This window comes from Pseudomonas sp. GL-RE-29 (assembly GCF_019947275.1).
GTDB lineage: Bacteria > Pseudomonadota > Gammaproteobacteria > Pseudomonadales > Pseudomonadaceae > Aquipseudomonas > Aquipseudomonas fluorescens_A.
In genome coordinates this window covers 70175-93237 of sequence record NZ_JAGYGD010000023.1, presented here as the reverse complement: position 1 = coordinate 93237, position 23063 = coordinate 70175, and the positions used below count along the sequence as shown (strand labels likewise).

The window sequence follows — 23063 nt, the reverse complement described above, 5'->3', positions numbered from 1 at the left end:
GAGCTGGCTTGCTAGCGATGGAGTCATTACAGGCGACTTTGATGTGCCTGACCCGCCGCCATCGCTGGCAAGCCAGCTCCTACAAAGTGTGTTCTTCCCTCCTGACAATTATTCTCATTCGCTAATTTTTCCGGTCTGCATTCGTTTTATAGGGACGACGTGCCTTTGTGCTTCCCGCCACTGATCCGGATACCCAGAAATGAATGCTGAAGACTCCTTGAAACTTGCTCGCCGGTTTATCGGGTTGCCCCTGGAAAAGCGCCAGATGTTCCTTACGGCCTTGCACAAGGAGGGCGTTGATTTCGCCCGGTTTCCGATTCCTGCCAGCGTCGACGCCGAGGATCGCCAGGCGCTGTCGTACGCCCAGCAGCGCATGTGGTTTCTCTGGCAACTGGACCCGCAAAGCGGCGCCTATAACCTGCCCGGCGCGGTGCGGTTGACCGGTCGCCTGAATCTGCCAGCGCTGGAGCAGGCGTTTGCCAGCCTGGTGGCGCGTCATGAAACCTTGCGCACCGTTTTCCAGCGTCAAGGCGACGATACGCTTCTGCAAGTTCCGGCCACCGAGCCGCTGGTGATCGCCCATACGGATTTCAGCACCTTGCCGGCCACCGAGCGCGAGCAGGCCGTGGCCCGGGCCGCCGAGCAGCAATCGGTCTTGCCATTCGATCTGGGCACCGGCCCGATGCTGCGCGTCACTTTGCTCAAGCTCGACGATCAGGAGCACGTGCTGCTGTTGACCTTGCATCACATCGTGTCCGATGGCTGGTCGATGAACGTGCTGATCGATGAATTCATCCGCTGCTACGACGCCTTCGATGCCGGCGCACAACCGCAACTCGCGCCATTGCCGATCCAGTACAGCGACTACGCCTTGTGGCAGCGGCGCTGGCTGGAGGCCGGCGAGCAGGCACGGCAACTTGACTACTGGCAGGCGCAACTGGGTGACGAGCATCCGGTGCTGGAATTGCCCACCGATCATCCGCGCCCGGCGATGCCCAGCTATCGCGGCACGCGCTACGAATTCGCCGTCGAGCCGCAACTGGCCGAGTACCTGCGAAGCACCGCTCAGAAACACAACGTCACCCTGTTCATGCTGCTACTCGGCGCCTTCAATGTGCTGATGCATCGCTACACCGGGCAGACCGACATCCGCGTCGGCGTGCCCATCGCCAACCGCAATCACGCCGAAATCGAAGGGCTGATCGGCTTCTTCGTCAACACCCAAGTGCTGCGCACGAAGCTTGACGGCCAGACACGCGTCTATGATCTCCTGCGTTCCATCAAGGAGACTGCGCTCGGCGCCCAGGCCCATCAGGATCTGCCGTTCGAGCGTCTGGTCGAGGCCTTGAAACTGGAACGCAGCCTCAGCCACACACCGCTGTTCCAGGTGATGTACAACCACCAGCCGCAAGTGGCGGACATTTCCACCGTCACGACAAAGTCCGGCCTGGCGTTAGGCGTGATCGAGTGGCAAGGACGCACCACCCAGTTCGACCTGACTCTCGATACCTACGAGAAGGGCGGCAAGTTGCACGCCGCGCTGACTTACGCCAACGACTTGTTCGACGCCGCGACCATCACACGCATGGCGCAACACTGGACGCACCTGTTGCAGGGCATGGTCAACGATTCGCAGCAGCGCATCAGCGATTTGCCACTGCTGGAACAGGCTGAATATCAGCGCATCGTCCATGAGTGGAATCGCGCTGACGAAAGCTTCGCGCAGGACTTGTGCATTCACCAATTGATTGCCCAACAAGTCGCCGCAAACCCGACCGCACTGGCCGTTACCTTCGGCACCCGGCAACTCGCTTACAACGAACTCGATCAGCAGGCCAATCGCCTGGCGCACAAACTGATCGAGCTCGGCGTCGGCCCGGAAGTCCGGGTCGGCGTGGCGATGCAGCGTTCCGAACATCTGCTTGTGGCATTGCTGGCAGTGCTCAAGGCCGGTGGCGCTTACGTCCCGCTGGACCCGGATTACCCGGCCGAACGCGTCGCCTACATGCTGGAAGACAGCCGCACTTTGGTGTTGCTGACTGAACACGATGTCGCCGCGACATTGAACGTGACCGCCGACACCCAAGTGCTGCTGATGGACGACACCGAGTGGCTGGCCGCTCACCCATCCAGCGCCCCTGTCACCCGCGTCTCGCCGGATAACCTGGCCTACGTCATCTACACCTCCGGCTCCACCGGCAAGCCCAAGGGCGTGGCCATCGCCCACCGCAACGTGCTGGCGCTGATCGACTGGTCGAAATCGGTCTACAGGCGCGACGACATCCAGGGTGTGTTGGCCTCGACTTCGGTGTGCTTCGACCTGTCGGTGTGGGAGCTGTTCGTCACCCTGGCCAACGGTGGCTCGCTGATCATCGCCCGCAACGCCCTGGAGTTGCCGCTACTGCCGGCGCGAGATCAGGTGCGCCTGATCAACACCGTGCCGTCGGCGATCAACGCCTTGCAACGGGACGGGCAAATCCCGCCAAGCGTACGCATCATCAACCTCGCCGGTGAACCGCTCAAACAAAGCCTGGTGGAGGCGCTGTACCAGCAGCCGACCGTCGAACACGTCTACGACCTGTACGGCCCATCGGAAGACACCACCTATTCGACCTGGACCCGCCGCGAAGCCGGGGGCCGCGCCAACATCGGCCGCCCGCTGAAGCATACCGCCAGCTATCTGCTCGACGCCGACCTGCAACCCGTACCGCAAGGCGTTTCCGCCGAGCTGTACCTGAGCGGCGCCGGCATCACTCGCGGCTACCTGGCGCGCCCGAGTCTGACCGCCGAAAAATACGTGCCCAACCCGTTCGCCAGCAACGGCGAACGCCTGTACCGCACCGGTGACCTGACCCGTTATCAGGTCGACGGCACGCTGCAATACGTCGGGCGCATCGACCATCAGGTCAAGGTGCGCGGCTTCCGTATCGAGCTGGGCGAAATCGAAGCGCGGCTGTTGCAGCAAGAGGCTGTGCGCGAACTGGCTGTACTCGCCCAGGACGGCGCCAATGGTCAGCAACTGGTGGCCTATATCGTGCCGAGCGAGCCGGCATTGTTGGGCGACACCGACGCGCAAGCAACCCTGCGCGAATCCCTGAAAACAGCGTTGCGCCAGCACCTGCCAGATTACATGGTCCCGGCGTTCCTGCTGTTCCTCGCAGAATTGCCGCTGACCCCCAACGGCAAGCTCGACCGCAAGGCCTTGCCAGCCGTTGACGGCACACAGCAAAAGCGCGAACACATCGCACCGCACAGCGTTCTGGAAAAGTCCCTCGCGGCGATCTGGCAGGACGTGCTGGCCATCAACAACGTCGGCCTCGAAGACAACTTCTTCGAGCTGGGCGGCGACTCCATCGTGTCGATGCAAGTGGTCAGCCGCGCCCGCCAGGCCGGGATCGTGTTGAGCCCCAAGGACCTGTTCCAGCACCAGACTATCCGCAGTCTTGCCCAAGCGGCTCGTAGCGGTGAGCAGCAACTGATCGACCAAGGTCCGGCGGTGGGAACGGTGGCATTGGCGCCCGTGCAGCAGTGGTTCTTCGAACAGGAGATCCCGCAACGTCAGCACTGGAACCAGTCGCTGCTGCTGGTGCCGCGTGAGCCGTTGAACGGCGCGGCGCTGGAACGTGCCCTGGAGCAACTGTTGACCCACCACGACAGCTTGCGCCTGCGTTACCAGCAGACCGCCAGCGGCTGGCAGCAAGCCTATGCGGCGCCGACCACCGACTCGGTGCTGTGGCAGCGTCAGGCGCAGTCGGTAGAAGAACTCAACGCCTTGTGCGATGAAGCCCAGGGCAGTCTCGACCTTCAGAACGGCCCGCTGATCCGCGCTCTGTTTATTGCCATGGCCGACGGCAGCGAGCGCTTGCTGTTGGTGGTTCACCATTTGGCAGTGGATGGCGTGTCGTGGCGCGTGCTGCTGGAGGATCTTCAGCAGTTCTACAACGGTGGCGTTGCGGTGGCGAAAACCAGCAGCTATCAGCACTGGGTTGCCCGTTTGCAGGATCACCTTCCAGTGTTTGAAAACAGCCTCGGTCATTGGCAGGCCCAATTGCAGGGTGCACCGAAAGATCTGCCCTGCGAGCGTCCGAACGGCGCGCTGGAAAAACGCTTGGAGGAAAAACTCGAACTCAAACTCGACACCGAACAGACCCGCAAGCTGCTGCAACAAGCCCCGGCAGCCTATCGCACCCAGGTCAACGACCTGCTGCTGACCGCATTGGCCCGCGCCGTTTGCCGCTGGAGCGGGCAGGGCAGCTCGCTGATCCAGCTCGAAGGCCATGGCCGCGAAGACCTGTTCGATGACATCGACCTGACCCGCACCATGGGTTGGTTCACCAGCCTGTTCCCGGTCACCCTGACGCCTGCGGCTGATGTCGGCGACTCGATCAAAAGCATCAAGGAGCAACTGCGCAGCGTGCCGGACAAAGGCCTGGGCTACGGCGCGCTGCGTTACCTCGGGACTGCGCAAACCCGCGCTGAACTGGCCGCGTTGCCGCAACCGCGCATCACCTTCAACTATCTGGGGCAGTTCGATCGGCAGTTCGACGACGGCGCCTTGTTCACACCGTCCACCGAAGGCAACGGCTTGGCTCAGGATCCATCGGCACCGCTGGGCAACTGGCTGGTGGTCGAAGGCCAGGTTTACGGCGGCGAGTTGTCCCTGAGTTGGGGGTTCAGCCGCGAGATGTTCGACACCGCGACCATTCAGCGTCTGGCCGACGATTACGTGCAAGAACTCAACGCGCTGATCGAACATTGCTGCGCACTCGAGGCGCCACAGGCCACGCCATCAGACTTCCCGCTGGCGCGCATCAACCAGGTACAACTCGATGCATTGCCGGTTGCCGTTGCGAACCTCGAAGATCTCTATCCACTGTCGCCGATGCAGCAGGGCATGTTGTTCCACACCCTGTATGAGCCGCAGGTCGGCGCGTACATCAGCCAGTTACGCCTGGACATTCATCACCTCGACCCGGAACGTTTCGCCAAGGCCTGGCAGTTTGCGCTTGAGCGTCACGACAGCCTGCGCAGCAGCTTTCACTGGCAAGGTCTCGAGACCGCGCATCAGGCGATTGCCCGTCAGGTGACGTTACCGCTGCAAGTGCTTGAAGCCACCGACACCGACGCACTGGCCGACGCCGAACGTGCCGAAGGATTTGCCTTGGGCAGCGCGCCACTGTTCCGCTTGAAACTGGTCCGCAAAGGCTCCCAGGACTGGCACCTGATCTACACCAGCCATCACATCCTGATGGACGGCTGGAGCAACGCGCAGTTGCTCGCCGAAGTGATCCAGCACTACGCCGCCGGCCAGCCGCTGCCGGCGCCGACCGGGCAATACCGCGATTACCTGGGCTGGTTGCACAAGCAATCGGCAGCGGCGGGCGAGCAATTTTGGAGAACCGCACTGGCACCGTTGGACGCACCGACGCTGCTGGCCGAAGCCTTGCGCCCACCGGTCGGCGCCGAGGGTAGCGAGGAATATCGAGTGGCCCTCGACAGTCGCACGACCCAGCGTCTGGCCGAGTTCGCCCGTCAGCAGAAAGTCACCCTGAACACCTTGCTGCAAGCGGCGTGGAGCCTGTTGCTGCAACGCTATACCGGCCAGGATTGCGTGGTGTTCGGCGCTACCGTCGCGGGGCGTTCGGCACCGTTGCCGGGGATCGAGGAACAGCTCGGCCTGTTCATTAACACCCTGCCACTGGTCTGCGCGATGAAGCCGGACCAGACCGTCAGCCAATGGCTCGGCGAGTTGCAAGCCCTGAACCTGGCCATGCGCGAGTTCGAGCACGTGCCGCTGTACGACATTCAGGGTTGGGCGGGGCAGCAGGCATTTGAGAAGAGGAGTTTTGCGCTGTTCGACAGCCTGTTGGTGTTCGAAAACTTCCCGGTGGCCGAAGCGCTGAAGCAGGGTGCGCCAGCCGGGTTGTCGTTCAGCAACCTGCACAATCATGAGCGCACGCACTATCCGCTGACACTCGGCATTGAACTGGGCGAAGGTCTGGGTCTGGATTTCAGCTACGACGCGGCGCGGTTCAGTGCCGCGCAGATCGCGCAGTTGTCGGTCAATTTGCAGCATCTGCTGACGCAATTGGTGGCGTCGCCAGATGCGGCACTCGGTTCCCTGGAATTACTCGAGCTCGGTGGCAAAAACGCGGTGCTTGCGATCAGCCAACCGGCCCCGGTTGAGTTATCCACAACGCTTTTGGTGCACGAGCAAATCGCGGCTCAGGCCGCTGCCACGCCGGACGCACTGGCGTTGCAGGTCGACGGACAGTCGCTGAGTTACGGCCAGTTGAATGCTGAGGCCAACCGCCTCGCCCATCGTTTGATCGAAAACGGTGCGGGTCCCGGCAAACGTGTCGGACTGGCGCTGCGTCGCGGCCCGCAACTGATCGTCAGCCTGCTCGCGGTGTTGAAAAGCGGCGCGGCCTATGTGCCATTGGATCCGAATTACCCGACCGAACGCCTGGCCTACATGATCGAGGACAGCCGTCTCGATGTGCTGCTGTGCGAGTCCGGTTTGCTTGACGACATGCCTTTGCCGACGAATCTGACGCGGCTCAGCCTTAACGACAACACCAGTTACCCGGACAACAATCCGCAAAACCATGCGGTCGCCGAACACCTGGCCTACATCATCTACACCTCCGGTTCCACCGGCCAACCCAAAGGCGTGGCCATCGCCCATGGCGCGCTGCGCGAGTTCTGCCAGAGCGCCGCCGATTACTCGAAGTTGTCAGCCGCCGACCGTGTACTGCAATTCGCAACCTTCAGCTTCGACGGCTTTGTTGAGCAATGCTTCCCGGCGTTGTGCATCGGCGCCGCGTTGATCATGCGTGGTGATGACCTATGGGATGCGGGCCGACTGGCCGCAGAAATCGTCGATCAAGGCGTCACCGTCGCAGACTTGCCCGCCGCTTACTGGTTCCTGCTGGCCGGCGAGTGTGCCAGCGGTGCGGTGCAAAGCCTCGGCGAGTTGCGCCAAGTTCACGTCGGTGGCGAAGCCATGTCGGTGGAAGGTTTGCGCCTGTGGCATCAGGCCGGTTTGAGCCATGTACGACTGCTCAACACCTACGGTCCGACTGAGGCGACCGTGGTGTCCAGCGTGCATGAATGCCAACTGCGAGATGCCAGCGACGCGTTCGGCATTCCTATCGGTCGGGGCATCCCTGGCCGCGCCTTGTATGTGCTGGATTCGGCCGGGCAATTGCTGCCGAACGAGGGCGTCGGCGAACTGTGCATCGGCGCCCCGGCCTGCCTGGCGCAAAGTTATTTCGACCGTCCGGCGCTGACTGCCGAACGCTTCCTGCCGGACCCGTTCGCCCGCGAGCCAGGCGCGCGGCTGTACCGCAGCGGCGACCTCGCGCGCTACAACACCAATGGGAATCTGGAATACGCCGGGCGGATCGACCATCAAGTGAAAATTCGCGGTTTCCGCATCGAGATGGGTGAAATCGAAGCCTGCCTGCAAGCGCGGGAGAACGTGCGCGAAGCGGCAGTCATCGCCCAGGACGGCACGCAACTGGTGGCGTATGTCGTGGCCAGCGGCGCGGTGGATTCTCAGACTGAATATGTGGAAGGTCTCAAATCCGTTTTGCGTGAGTCGCTGCCGGAATACATGGTGCCAGGCCACCTGATCCTGCTGGACGAACTGCCGCTGAACAACAACGGCAAACTCGACCGCAGGGCCTTGCCCCGTGCCGTAGCAGACGCACAACGTGATTTCGTGGCCCCGGCCGAAGGACTGGAAGCGCAACTGGCGCTGATCTGGCAAGGCGTGTTGCAGGTCGAGCAAGTGGGCCGCGACGACAATTTCTTCGAATTGGGCGGACACTCGTTGCTGGTGCTGCAAGTGATCTCCCGGGTGCGTCAGCAATTACAACTTGAGCTGTCCGTGAGCAGCCTGTTTTCCGCCGCGAACCTGGCGCAATTTGCCGAGCGTGCGGCGCTGGCCGAAACCAGCGGCCAACCGGAGCTGCAACGTGCGGCGGCCGATCAACCGCGAGTCCTGTCCTACGCCCAGCAGCGCCAGTGGATTCTCTGGCAACTCGATCCGCAGAGTTCGGCCTACAACATTCCGGCGGCGCTGCGTCTCAAGGGCACGCTGAACCGCGAAGCCCTGCGCGCAGCGTTCACGCAGTTGCAGGCCCGCCACGAAACCCTGCGCACGACCTTCGAGCAGGATGGTCAGCAGGCGCGTCCATTGGTTCACGGCGAAATGGCGCTGCAACTGAACGAGCGGTCAGTCGCCGAGTCATCGATCAACAGCGCCGTGGCGGAAGAAATCGCCCATCCGTTCGACCTGCGCAACGGCCCGCTGTGGCGCGTGTTGCTGCTGCAAATCAGCGCCGAGGACCATGTGCTGGTGCTCACCGTGCACCACATCGCCGCCGATGGCTGGTCGATGCAGGTCATGGTCGATGAGTTCAGCGCGTTGTATCAGGCTGCAGTAGCAGGTAACGCTGCAAACCTGAATGGCTTGCCGGTGAATTACAGCGACTACGCCCGTTGGCAGCGTGACTGGCTGGAAGCGGGCGAGGGCGCGCGGCAACTGGCGTGGTGGCGCGAACAACTGAATGGCAGCCAGGCACCACTCGAATTGCCGAGTGAACTGACCCGCCCGGCGCGCCGCAGTCAGCGCGGTGTAACACTGGCATTGAACGTCGACCGTGAGTTGCTGGCTGGTTTGCGTGAGCGTGCCCAGGAACAGCAAGTGACGCTGTTCATGCTGTTGTTGGCGAGTTTCCAGACGCTGCTGCATCGCCAGAGCGGTCAATCGAGTATCAGCGTCGGCGTGCCAAGTGCCGGGCGTTCGCGCCTCGAAACCGAAGGCCTGATCGGCTTTTTCATTAACACCCAGGTGCTGCGTGCCGAGATCGATGGGCAGCAGTCCTTCAGCACGTTGTTGCAGCAAGTCAAAAAGGTCGCATTGGGCGCACAGGCCCATCAGGACTTGCCGTTCGAGCAATTGGTCGATGCCTTGCAGCCGGACCGCAGCCTCAATCACAGCCCGTTGTTCCAGGTGCTCTACAACCATCAGCAACAGTTGGGTGGCAGCGTCGAGCGTGCTGTCGCCGACCTGCAGGTCGAACGCCTGCACTGGCAGCAACACACCGCGCAATTCGATCTGGTGCTCGACACCCAGGAGCAAGGCGATGCACTGGACGCCAGCCTGAGCTACGCCACCGATCTGTACGACGAAGCATCGATGCAGCGTTTCGCCGAGCAGTGGCTGAACCTGTTGCGCGCCGTGGTCGCCGATCCACAGCAGCGCGTTGCCGAACTGCCGTTGCTGCAAGCGCATGAATACGACGGCTTGATTCAGCACTGGAACCCGTCATTTCAAGCGCAACCGCAATCGCCAACTTTGCATCAGCTGTTCGAAGTCCAAGCGGCGCAGCGCCCGGACGCCATCGCCCTGTCCTGTGAAGGCGAGCACCTGAGCTACGCCGCGCTCAACGCCCAGGCCAACCGACTGGCGCGCAAACTGCGTGAGCAGGGCGTCGGTCCGGAAGTGCGGGTTGGCATTGCCACCGAACGGGCCATGCCGCTGGTGATCGGCTTGCTGGCGATTCTCAAGGCTGGAGGCGCTTATGTGCCGCTCGATCCGCAATACCCGGCCGAACGTTTGAGCTACATGATCGAAGACAGCGGCATTGCGCTGCTGTTGACCCAACAACATTTGATCGACGGCTTGCCGGCCCGCGACGGCGTGCAGGTACTGAGCCTGGAGTCGTTGCAACTGGACGACTACAGCAGCGACAACCTGCCGGCGCAGGCGGCCCCGGACAACCTCGCCTACGTGATCTACACCTCCGGTTCCACCGGTCGGCCAAAAGGTGCGTTGCTCAGCCATGGCAACGTCGGGCGTCTGCTGACTGCAACGACAGCCGAGTTCCACTTCGGCGCGGATGATGTCTGGACCCTGTTCCATTCCTACGCCTTCGATTTCTCGGTGTGGGAGCTGTTCGGTTCGCTGTGCACCGGCGGGCGTCTGGTGATCGTGCCGTATTACATCAGCCGCGAGCCGCAGGCGTTTCACCGCTTGCTCTGCGATGAAGGCGTGACGGTGTTGAATCAGACGCCGACCGCGTTCCGCCAGTTGTTGCCGATTGCCTGTGCCAGCCCGCGAAACCTGGCACTGCGTCAGGTGATTTTCGGCGGCGAAGCGCTGGAAGTGGCGAGCCTGCGTCCATGGTTCGAACGCTTCGGCGACCAGCAACCGACCCTGGTCAACATGTATGGCATTACCGAAACCACGGTGCACGTGACTTACCGCGCGATCCGTTTGGCCGACCTCGACGGCAAGGCGCAGAGCCCGATCGGCCTGCCGATCCGCGACCTGCGCTGGTATTTGCTCGACAGCCAGTTGCAACCGGTGCCGGTGGGTGTGGCGGGCGAGTTGTACATCGCCGGTGCCGGCCTGGCACGGGGTTATCACGGACGCTTCGGCCTGACCGCCGAGCGTTTCGTGCCGAGCCCGTTCGATGCCGGGCAACGCCTCTATCGCAGCGGCGACCTGGCGCGTCAGCGTGCCGATGGCAGCATCGACTACCTCGGGCGCATCGACCAACAAGTGAAGATCCGCGGCTTCCGCATCGAACTGGGCGAAATCGAAGCCGCGCTGCTGGCGCAACCGGGCGTGCGCCAAGCGGCACTGAGCGTGCACGCGGGCGATGGCGGGCCGCAGTTGTGCGCCTACCTCGTCGCCGAGCAAACGCCAAACGATCCGATCAGCTGGCGCGACGACCTGCGTGCTGCGCTCAAGGTCGACTTGCCGGATTACATGGTGCCGAGCCATTGGCTGCTGCTCGACGAATTGCCGCTGACCAGCAACGGCAAGCTCGACCGCAAGGCCTTGCCGCTGCCGGATGCCGAAAATTGGCAACGCCCGTTCGAAGCCCCTGAAGGCGACCTCGAACAGAAACTGGCAGCGATCTGGTCCGACGTGCTGGGCGTGGCGCAGATCGGCCGGCGCGACAACTTCTTCGAATTGGGCGGGCACTCGTTGCTCGCCGCCCAGGCCAGTGCCCGCGTGGAACTGGATTTGGGCATCGAGCTGCCGCTGCGTGCGCTGTTCGAATCCACCGACCTTCAGGCTTACGCCGCCATGGCCGGGCAACACGCCCCGACTGACAACGATGCACGTCTGGATGCGCTTGAGTCGCTTCTCGACGAGATGGAGATCAACTGATGGAACACAGCACCGCCATGCGTATCGCCACCCGCTTCGCCGGCCTGCCTGCCGACAAGCGCCGCGAGTTTCTGACAAAAATGCAAGAGCAGGGCGTGAGCTTCGGCCAACTGCCGATCCCGCCCGCCGCCGAGTCGCACGCGAGTTTCGAGTTGTCTTACGCGCAGCAACGCCAATGGTTTCTCTGGCAGCTCGATCCGCAGAGCAGCGCCTACAACATTCCTGCTGCCCTGCGTCTGCACGGGCCGCTGAATGTCGCGGCATTGCAGCAAAGTTTCGATGTATTGCTGGAGAGGCATCAGAGTTTGCGTAGCCGTTTCGTCGAGGACGACGGCCAAGTCATGCAGACCTTGGCGACGTTCACCACGCTGTCGATCGAGCAGCATGATTTACGCGACGAGCCCGAGGCGCAGCGCCTCGAACTGGCGATGAGAAAAGTCGAGCAGGAAATCGCCCGGCCGTTCGATCTGCAGCACGGCCCGCTGTTGCGCGTCAGCCTGTTGCAACTGGACAACGAGGACCATGTGCTGGTGCTGACCCTGCATCACATCGTCACCGACGGCTGGTCGATGGGCGTGCTGGTGGAAGAATTTTCCCGGCTCTACGCCGCTCATTGCCAAGGGCAGAGCGCGGCGCTGGAAGCGCTGCCGATCCAGTATTCGGACTACGCCGCGTGGCAACGTCGCTGGATGGAAGCGGGGGAGCTGGAGCGTCAACTCAACTGGTGGCGCGACAAACTCGGCAGCGAACAAACGCTGCTGGAGTTGCCGACAGATCGCCCGCGTCCGGCACAACCGAGCCAGCGCGGTGCGCGTCTGGATTTCGCCCTTGATGCCAACGTTGCCAGCGGCTTGATGAGCCTGGCCAAACAGCACGGCGTCACACCGTTCATGCTGTTGCTGGCGAGCTTTCAGGCCTTGCTCTATCGCTACAGCGGCCAGTCCGACCTGCGCATCGGCGTGCCCATCGGCAATCGCAATCGCGCCGAAACCCGTGGACTGATTGGCTTCTTCGTGAACACCCAGGTGATGCGTGCCCATCTGGACGGGCGTCTGCCGTTCAGTCAGTTGCTTGAGCAAACCCGCGCCGCTTCGCTGGATGCCCAGGATTATCAGGACCTGCCGTTCGAGCGTCTGGTGCAGGCGTTGCAAGGCGAGCGCAGCCTGAGCCACAGCCCGTTGTTCCAGGTGATGTTCAACCATCAGCAGGCCAAACCCGCCGCGGTCAGCGGTTTGTTGGCGGGCCTTCGTGTTGAAGCGTTGAACGCCACGGCGCACACCACCCAATACGACCTGCAACTGGATACCCAGGAAGAGGGCGAAAAACTGTTCGCCAGCCTGACCTACGCCACCGATTTGTTCGACGCCGAGCGTATCGAGCTGCTCGCTAAACATTGGCGCAACCTGCTGGCCGGAATACTGGCAAACCCGCAAACCCCGCTGGCCGAATTGCCGCTGCTGGATGCCGACGAGTGCCTGCGCATCCTCGACGACCTCAACAACACCGCCACGCGCTATCCGGGCGAAGTCTGCGTGCAGCGGCATTTCGAAGAGCGGGTGATTGAAAATCCTGAGGCCACGGCACTGGTGTTCAAGGGCAAGCGCCTGAGCTATGCCGAACTGAACCAGCGCGCCAACCGCCTGGCCCATCATTTGCGCGCCCAGGGTGTCGGCCCGGAAGTGATCGTCGGCATTGCCTGCGACCGTTCGTTTGAAATGGTCGCCGGCCTGCTGGCCATCCTCAAGGCCGGTGGCGCCTACGTGCCGCTGGACCCGGAATACCCGCTCGATCGCCTGAGCTACATGATCGAAGACAGCGGCATTTCGCTGTTGCTGACCCAGGAGCACCTGCTCGCCCAGTTGCCGACCCCGGACCACGTGCGCACCTTGTGCTTGCACCGTGACGTCGATTGGCTGAACGATCTGCCGGGCACCGACCTGCCAAACGTTGCGGTCGCAGAAAACCTCGCCTACGTGATCTACACCTCCGGCTCCACCGGTAAACCCAAGGGCGCGGGCAACCGCCATGTGGCGCTGCATAACCGTCTGGAGTGGATGCAGCAAGCCTACAACTTGCTGCCCACGGACCGCGTGCTGCAAAAGACACCGTTCAGTTTCGACGTATCGGTGTGGGAGTTTTTCTGGCCGTTGATGAAGGGCGCAACCCTGGTCATCGCCGCGCCTGGTGAACATCGTGATCCGCAACGCCTCGCCGCGCTGATCGTCGAGCAGGCGATCACGACGCTGCACTTCGTGCCATCGATGCTCTTGGCGTTCATCGGCGCTGACGAAGCGCTGGCCTGCACCTCGCTGACGCGGATCATTTGTAGTGGTGAAGCACTGCCAATGGAGCTGCAACGCCAGACCCTGCGCAGTCTGCCGCAAGCCAATCTCTACAACCTCTACGGCCCGACCGAAGCGGCCATCGACGTTACCCATTGGACCTGCGTCGAAGAGGGCCGCGACAGCGTGCCGATCGGTCGCCCGATCGCCAACCTGCGCACCTGCATCCTCGACAGCGAACTGCAACCGTTGCCGCTGGGCGCGGTGGGTGAGTTGTACCTCGGCGGCGTCGGCCTGGCCCGTGGTTACCACCGTCGTGGCGCGCTAACTGCCGAGCGATTCGTGGTCGACCCGTTCGGCAGCGGCGAGCGTCTGTACCGCACCGGTGACCTGGCGCGCTACCGCGCCGATGGCGCCATCGACTACTGCGGACGCATCGACCATCAAGTGAAGATTCGCGGCTTGCGCATCGAACTGGGGGAAATCGAAGCGCGTCTGCAAGAACATGCCGAGGTGCAGGAAGCCGTGGTGCTGGCCCTCGACGGCCCGGGTGGCAAACAACTGGTGGCCTACATCGTGCCGCAGGACCGTGCATTGATCGGCGCCGATGCCGAGCAGCAAGGCGCATGGCGTGAAACCCTGAAGAGCCATTTGCTCGGCAGCCTGCCCGATTACATGGTGCCGGCGCAGACCGTGCTGATCGAGCAAATGCCCCTGAGCCCCAACGGCAAACTCGAGCGCAAACGCCTGCCGGCGCCGACCGCACAGATCAGCCAGCGCGCCTTCGAAGCGCCGCGCAGCGAACACGAACAGGTGCTGGCGCAGATCTGGCAGGACGTGTTGGGTGTGGTGCAGGTTGGGCGCCAGGACAACTTCTTCGAACTGGGCGGCGACTCGATCATTTCCATTCAGGTGGTCAGCCGTGCCCGTCGCGCCGGGTTGAGCCTGCAACCGCGTGACCTGTTCCAGCAGCAGACCTTGCAAGCACTGGCTGCGGTGGTCAAAGAGCAAGCGGCACCGCTGGCGCAACAGGGGCCGGTGGACGGCGTGCAGAAGCTCACGCCGATCCAGCGCTGGTTCTTCGACGAGCCGATCCCGCAACGCGCCCACTGGAACCAGGCGGTGTTGCTGACACCACGGGAAACTCTCGATTTGCCGCGTCTGCAATCGGCGCTGCAACGTGTGCTCAAACAGCACGACGCGTTGCGCTTGCGCTTCAGTCAGGTTGATGGGCAATGGTCGGCGCGGTATGTCGGGGCGGACAGTGCCGATGTCATCGACATGCTCTGGACCGCTCGCGTGGCCAACGAAGCCTCGCTGGAATCGGTGTGTGATGAAGCTCAGCGCAGCCTCAGTCTGCAAGACGGGCCGTTGTTGCGCGTGGCGTTGATCGCTCAGGCCGATGGCTCGCAGCGTTTGCTGCTGGTGATCCACCACTTGGCGGTGGACGGTGTTTCGTGGCGCGTGCTGCTGGAAGATTTGCAGGCCGCGTATCAGGGTGAAGAACTGCCGCCGAAAACCAGCGCCTTCCAGGCTTGGGCGGACAAACTCGATACCTACGCACGCTCCGCTACCGCCGCCGACGAACTGAGCTGGTGGCAAGCGCAACTGGCCGGCGCCAGCGATTCGCTGCCGGCGGCCAACCCGCAAGCGAGTCAGGCCGGGCATCTGCGCCAAGGCGTCAGCATCGGTCTGGATCGCGAACAGACCCGCCAATTGCTGCAACAGGCGCCGGCGATCTATCGCACCCAGGTCAACGACCTGCTGCTGACCGCATTGGCCCGCACCCTCAGCCGCTGGACCGGTAGCGAATCGGCACTGATCCAGCTCGAAGGCCACGGTCGTGAAGAGTTGTTCGATGACATCGACCTGACCCGTACCGTTGGCTGGTTCTCCAGCCTGTTCCCGGTGCGCCTGACACCGACCGCCGACTTCGCCGGTTCGATCAAGGCCATCAAACAACAACTGCGCGAAATCCCCGGCAAAGGCCTGGGCTATGGCCTGTTGCGCTACATGGGCGACACCCAGACCCAAGCGGCGTTGGCCGCGCTCCCTCAGGCGCGAGTGACGTTCAACTATCTGGGCCAGTTCGATCAGAGCTTCACCGCAGACGCCTTGTTCACGCCCGCGAAGGAATCCAGCGGCGCCGCGCAATCGGCAGACGCGCCGTTGCCGAACTGGCTGTCGGTGGACGGCCAGGTCTATGGCGGCGAACTGAAACTCGACTGGACCTTCAGCCGCGAATGCTTCGACCGGCCTGACATCGAAGCCCTGGCTTCTGACTTCCGCGCCGAGTTGCTGGCGTTGATCGAGCATTGCCTGAGCGACGGCGCGGGCGGTGTGACCCCGGCGGACTTCCCGCTGGCCCGACTGACTCAAGCTCAACTCGACGGCCTGCCAGTGCCACCGGCGCAGATCGAGGATCTGTATCCGCTGTCGCCGATGCAGGCCGGTCTGTTGTTCCACAGCCTGTATGAGACTGACTCCGGCGCCTATGTGAACCAACTCAGCGTCGAGGCTCGCGGTCTCGACGCCGAACGCCTGGGCCGCGCCTGGCAAGCGGTACTCGACAGCCACGCGATCCTGCGTAGCAGCTTCCACTTCCCGGAAGGTTTCGAAGCGCCGGTGCAATTGGTCCATCGTCACCTGCAATTGCCGATGACCTGCCTCGACTGGCGTGGTCGCGACGATCAGGCACACGCACTGGCGCAACTGATCGACAGCGAACGTCTGCAACTGGATTCGACTAAAGCGCCGCTGATGCGCCTGACCCTGGTGCGCCTGGATGACGAGCGTCAGCAACTGATCTACACCCACCATCACCTGTTGCTCGATGGCTGGAGCAACTCGCTGCTGTTGAGCGAAGTCCTGCAACGTTATGCCGGGCAAGAGGTTCCGGCGCCGACCGGGTGTTTCGCCGACTACATCGGTTGGCTGCAACGCCAGGATGCCCACGCCGACGAGATCTTCTGGCGCGAGCAACTGGCGACGCTGGACAACCCGACGCTGTTGGCCCAGAGCCTCGCCCATGGCGACAGCAAAAACCGCTCGAACGAGGCGTTTGCCGACCACCGCCAGACCTTCGACGTCGCCACCAGCCAACGCTTCAGCGACTTTGCCCGCCAGCAAAAAGTGACGCTCAACACGTTAGTCCAAGGTGCCTGGGCACTGCTGTTGCAACGCTACAGCGGTCAACGCAGCGTGGCGTTTGGCGCGACAGTGGCGGGGCGTCCGGTGGATTTGCCGGGGGCCGAAAGTCAGCTCGGTCTGTTCATCAACACCTTGCCGGTGATCAGCAGCCCGGACGCTATTGAAAGCGTCGAGCAATGGTTGAGCCGTTTGCAGGCGCAGAACCTGGAACTGCGCGAACACGAATTCACCGCGCTGCGGGATATCCAGCGCTGGGCCGGGCGTGCCGGTGAACCGCTGTTCGACAGCCTGCTGGTGTTCGAAAACTTCCCCGTGGCCGAAGCGTTACAGCGGGGCGCGCCGGCCGGGTTGAGCTTCTCGATCCCGCAAAACCATGAACGCACTAACTTTCCGTTGACCCTGGCGGCCACCGCTGAAAGCCAGCTCAGTATCAACTGGAGCTACCAGTGTGCTCACTTTAGCGGCGAAGCCATTGCGCGCATGAGCGAACATCTGGCGGCGTTGCTGACGGCGATGGTGGCCGCGCCACAGGCGGCCTTGAGTGAACTGGACCTGCTGACCGCACCGGAACGTGCGCAGCAATTGCTGGAATGGAACCCACCGTTCACCACGACGCAAAACCCGCTGTGCGTGCATCAGTTGATCGAAGCCCAGGCCGTCATCCGACCGGACGCCACGGCGCTGATCTTCAACGACCTGGAACTGAGCTTCGACCAACTCAACCGCCGCGCCAACCAACTGGCCCATCGCCTTCGCGCACTGGGCATCGGTCCGGAAGTGCGGGTCGGCCTGGCGATGCAGCGTTCGCCAGAAATGATCATCGGCTTGCTGGCGATCCTCAAGGCTGGCGGTGCCTACGTGCCGCTGGACCCGGCCTATCCAGCCGAACGCCTGCGTTATCTGATGGAAGACAGCGGAATCTCACTGCTGATCAGCCAATCGTGGTTGCGGGAAAAACTGCCGTTGCCGGAAGGGTTGGCGGTGCTGGAAATCGACCGTGAACCGCTGGCGTCGATGGCGGACAGCAATCCGCTCAATCTGACTTGCGGGGAAAACCTCGCTTATCTGATCTACACCTCGGGCTCCACCGGCCGGCCCAAAGGCGTCAGCGTGGCCCACGGTCCGCTGGCCATGCATTGCCTGTCGATTGGCGAGTTGTACGGCATGACCCCGGATGATCGCGAGCTGCAATTCGCCTCGATCAGCTTCGACGGCGCCCACGAGCGCTGGTTGACGCCGTTGGTATTCGGTTCGGCGGTGATGCCCCGCGACGATGAATTGTGGAGCGTGGAGCGCACCTGCTTCGAGATCGAAAAGCACGGCATCACCATCGCCTGCTTCACCCCGAGCTACCTGGCGCAGATCGCCGATTTCATGGGCGAAGCGGGGCGTGATCTGCCGATCCGTTCCTACACGCCGTGCGGTGAAGGTATGGCCAAGCATGCGTTCGATGAGGTGCAGCAAGTCTTGCAACCCAAGCGCCTGATCAACGGCTATGGCCCGACCGAAACCGTGATCACGCCGCTGATCTGGCTGGCGTATCCGGAGACCGAATTCGACTCTGCGTTCATGCCGATTGGCCGGCCGGTCGGCAACCGCAGCGCCTATATTCTGGACGGCGGTTTGCAGCCGTTGCCGGTCGGCGTGGCGGGTGAGTTGTACCTGGGCGGCGAGGGTGTCGCCCGTGGTTACCACCAGCGTCCGGACCTGACCGCTGAGCGTTTTGTGCCGGATCCGTTCGTACCCGGTGCGCGTTTGTATCGCAGCGGCGACCTCGCGCGGTTCCGTGCCGACGGCGTCGTCGAGTACCTCGGTCGTATCGACCAGCAAGTGAAGATTCGCGGTTTCCGCATTGAACTTGGCGAAATCGAGGCCTGCCTGATGGAACACGAAGGCGTGCGTGAAGCCTTTGTGATCGATCGCGACGGCCCGGTGAGCCGGCAGTTGGTCGGTTATGTGGTGCCGCGCGATCCGCTGGCTGATGAGCAGGCGTTACGTGACGCGCTGACGGCGCACCTGCGCAGCCGTCTTCCGGCGCACATGTTGCCGGCGCACTTGATGTGCCTGGCTGCATTGCCGCTGACGCCGAACGGCAAGCTGGATCGTCAGGGCCTGCCAGCGCCGGAAGCGACTCGTCAGAACCTCGATCAAGTGGCCGCCGCGTCGCCCGCCGAAGCGTTGTTGGTGGAGATTTGGCAGGAACTGCTGGGGCTGGAGTCGGTGGGTGTCACCGAGAACTTCTTTGAGCTGGGTGGTGACTCGATCATTTCCCTGCAAGCGGTGAGTCGCGCCGGGCAGCGCGGATTGGTGTTCAGTCCGAAGCAACTGTTCGAGCAGCAAACCATTCGTGCCTTGGCCGCTGTGGCGAGCAGCCGTGAAGCTGCGCTGATCGAAGCGCCGAAAGTCGAGGCTTTTTCGCTGGTGCCGCACATCGACGTCGCCGCCCGCGAGGGTCTGCAAGACCTCTATCCGCTGTCGCCGATGCAGCAGGGCATGTTGTTCCACTGCCTCGATTCACCGGAGCTCAATCCCTACGTCAACCAGTTGAGCGTGGCGGTGGAAGGTTTGCAGGTACCGCGTTTCCGCGCGGCGTGGCAAGCGTTGATCGAGCGCCATGAAGTGCTGCGCGCGGCGTTCCGCTGGCGCGATGGTCTGGCTGATCCGCTGCAAGCGGTGTTCGCCGCGGTGGAGTTGCCGATCGAAGAGTTCGACTGGCGTGACCGCAGTGACACCGAGCAGGCATTGAACGAATTGGCGGCTGCCGAGCAGCTCAAGGGTTTCGACCTGAGCTGCCCGCCGCTGATGCGCTTTGTGCTGGTGCGTCTGGGCGAAGATCGCTACCAGATGATCTGGATCTACCATCACCTGTTGCTGGACGGCTGGAGTGCTTCGCGTTTGCTGGGCGACATGCTGCGCCTGTACCACCACGACAGCCTGCCGGCCCTGACCGGTCGCTATGCCGACTACATCGCCTGGCTGCAACGTCAGGACGGTGCGCAGGCGGAAGGGTTTTGGCGCGAGCGACTGCCCTTGCTCGAAGCACCTACCATTCTGGCCAAAGCGTCAGGCGCCGCAGGTTCCGGCCACGGCGTGATGTACAGCAACCTCGACAGCGAGGCGACACGCAAACTGCACAGCTTCGCCAAGCGTCAACGCATCACCCTCAACACCCTGGTGCAAGGCGCCTGGCTGTTACTGCTGCAACGCCACAGTGGTCAGCGCAGCGTCGCGTTTGGCGCCACGGTGGCCGGGCGCCCCACCGGGCTTGCCGGTGCGCAGGACATGCTGGGCCTGTTCATCAACACCTTGCCGGTGATCCAGACCCTTGACCCGCAACAGCCGTTGGGCGAGTGGTTGCGCGAGTTGCAGGATTACAACCTGATGGTCCGTGACTATGAGCACACGCCACTCTCGGACATCCAGCGCTGGGCCGGGCAGGGTGGACAGGGCTTGTTCGACAGCATCATCGTCTTCGAAAACCATCCGGTGGACCGTGCCTTGCGCGGTGGCGAGGAAGGTGAGCTGCGCTTTGCCGAAGTCGGCAGCGGCGGGGTGACCAACTTCCCGATGGACTTGATGGTCAGCGCCAACGACGAAGGTCTGGAGGTCGAGTACCTGTTCCTGCGTGACCGATTCAGTGAAGTGGAAGTGCAGCGGATTCGTGCGCAACTCGAAGGCTTGCTGCGTGCGTTGCCGCAGGACGCGGCTTGTCTGCTCGGCAACATTGGTTTGCCCGAGGCGCAGGTCAGCCTGCCGCAGCCTTCAGAAGACAGCAGCGATTTGCTCCATAGCTTCAATCAACATGTGCGCACGCAACCGCAGAAAATCGCCTTGTTCTGTGAGGACCGGGACGTCAGTTATGCACAGCTGGAAGTGCAGGCCAATGGACTGGCGCAGCAGCTGGTCGCGCGCGGCATCGGCGCGGAAAGTCTGGTGGCGGTGGCGCTGCCGCGTTCCGAGCGGACCATTGTTGCGTTCCTCGCGGTACTTAAAGCTGGCGCGGCGTATCTGCCGCTGGACCTGGCTTATCCGGCTGAGCGCCTGGCTTACATGCTCAGCGATTCGGCTGCCAGCCTGTTGATCTGCGACAGCGATTTGGGCGAGCGCCTGACCCTGGCCGACAGCGTGCCCCGCCTGGTGCTCGATCAGTTGAGCATGGCTGATAACGCCCAGTGCCCGGTGATCCAGCCATTGGCGGATCATCTGGCGTACCTCATCTACACCTCCGGTTCCACGGGCCAGCCGAAAGGCGTGGCCGTGGCGCGCGGTCCGATTACCCGGCATTGCCGCGGCATTATCGACCTCTATGAATTGGCGCCACGTAGCCGCGAACTGCACTTCATGTCGTTCGCCTTCGACGGTGCCCAGGAACGCTGGTTGAGCGTAATGCTGGCCGGCGGCAGTCTGGTGATCCGCGATGACAGCCTGTGGACCCCGGAACAGACCCTGCAAGTGCTGCATCGTCACTGCGTCACCGTGGCGTGTTTCCCGCCGGCATATCTGCAACAGATGGCGGAAGTGGCCGAGCGCCTGGGCAATCCGCCGGCGGTCGAGGTGTATTGCTTTGGCGGCGATGCGGTGCCGGAGGCCAGTTTCGAACAGGTCAAACGCACCTTGCGTCCGCAGCGACTGGTCAACGGTTACGGCCCGACCGAAACCGTGGTCACGCCGCTGTTGTGGCGTGCCGAGTCCAGCGAAACCTGCGACGCCGCTTATGCGCCGATTGGCCGTGGCGTAGCGGGGCGCGGCTTGTACGTGCTGGATGCCGACCTCAATCCCTTGCCGGTCGGTGTCAGCGGCGAGTTGTACCTGGGTGGCGAATGCCTGGCCCGTGGGTATCACCAGCGTCCGGGTATGAGCGCCGAACGGTTCATTCCCGATCCGTTCGAGGCCGGTGGCCGCATGTACCGCACCGGCGACCTGGTGCGCCAGCGTGAATGCGGTTTGATCGACTACCTGGGGCGTCTCGACCAGCAAGTGAAGATCCGTGGTTTCCGCATCGAACTGGGTGAAATCGAAGCGCGCCTGCGCGACTGCGCCGGTGTGCAGGACGCCGCGGTGGTGGTGCATGACACGCCGACCGGCAAGCAATTGGTCGGTTATGTGGTGGCCGCTGGTGCCATCGAGGTTGATCGCCGCTTGAAATCCGAGCTGCAAGCACAACTGCCGGATTACATGGTGCCGGCGCGAATCCTGGTGCTGGAACGCTTCCCGCTGTCGGCCAACGGCAAACTCGATCGTCGTGCGCTGCCGGAGCCGGAATGGGCACTAGGCGGTTATCGCGCGCCGCGCAATGCACTGGAAACTGCGTTGACTGCGATCTGGCAAGAGGTGCTCGGCGTGCCGCAAGTGGGCATCGACGACAACTTCTTCGAACTCGGCGGCGACTCGTTGCAGGTGCTCAAAGTCATCTCGCGGGTGCGCAGCCAGCCGCAGCTCGGCTTCGAATTAAAACTGCGCGACCTGATGCAGAAACCCTGCATTGCCGAACTCAGTGGCTATCAGGCGATGGAAGCGGCGAAAGCGCCGGACCCGCTGCTGGCGTTGAATGGCCGGGTTGCGAACGCGCCGGCGCTGTTTTGCCTGCACGCCGGTTTCGGCACGGTGTTTGACTACGAACCGCTGGCCCGGCGTCTGGAAGGACGGCGCACGGTTTACGGTTTGCAATGCCGGATGCTGCTCGATCCGCAGTGGCAGGATCAATCACTGCTGGCCATGGCTCAGGCCTACGCGCAGCGGATTCGCGCGCAGCAGCCTGAAGGGCCGTATTACCTGCTCGGCTGGTCGTTGGGTGGCGCGTTGACGCAACTGGTCGCCCATGAACTGGAAAGCCAGGGCCAGACCGTCGCGTTTGCCGGACTGGTCGACAGCTATGTGGCCGGCACGGCGGAAGCGGGGGACTGGCGCGAAGATTTGGCGGACTTCCTGAAGTTTGTCCTCGGTCATCCGTCTGAAGAAGCACAGGCATTGATTGCCTTGAAGGCCACAGGCCTGAACGAGCGCGACGGTGCCGCTGCGGTGATTGAGGCGGCCATGCACGGTTCCAATGACCACGCGGCGTTGGGGGCGAGTGAGCTGACGCAGATCTTTGCCACCGGTTCAGCGCTCAAACAGCTGGCCCTGGCGCAACGGCAACTGCCGAAGACTCAGGTCGCGGCGCATCGTTGGTGGGTGGCCGGGCGTGATGATGAGCGTCGAGTGTTCGAAGCTCAGGTCGGCAGCCACGGCGTTGATCGGTTGTTGGGGGGCGGGCATTACGAATTGCTGCGGCGTGATGAGTTGCTGGATCAGTTGGAAGCCTTGTTGGAACGCCGCATGGTCAATGCATAAAAATTGTGGCGAGGGAGCTTGCTCCCGCTGGATTGCGCAGCAATCCCTCTTTTGGGGCCGCTTCGCAGCCCAGCGGGAGCAAGCTCCCTCGCCACGGGATTCTCGTT

2 protein-coding genes are annotated in these 23063 nt (G+C 62.9%); both read left to right on the top strand.

Annotation, left to right across the window (positions count from 1 at the left end):
• The first annotated feature begins 199 nt into the window (after nucleotides 1-199).
• Nucleotides 200-11194 carry a non-ribosomal peptide synthetase gene (locus KGB21_RS19340; RefSeq protein WP_223506389.1) on the top strand — a complete coding sequence of 3665 codons (10995 nt, stop codon included), beginning with the start codon at nucleotides 200-202 and terminating at the stop codon, nucleotides 11192-11194.
• Nucleotides 11194-22956, top strand: a complete 11763-nt coding sequence (locus tag KGB21_RS19335) for a non-ribosomal peptide synthase/polyketide synthase (protein WP_223506388.1) — start codon at nucleotides 11194-11196, stop codon at nucleotides 22954-22956. The genes KGB21_RS19340 and KGB21_RS19335 overlap by 1 nt, the downstream gene beginning before the upstream one ends.
• Nucleotides 22957-23063 lie beyond the last annotated feature (107 nt).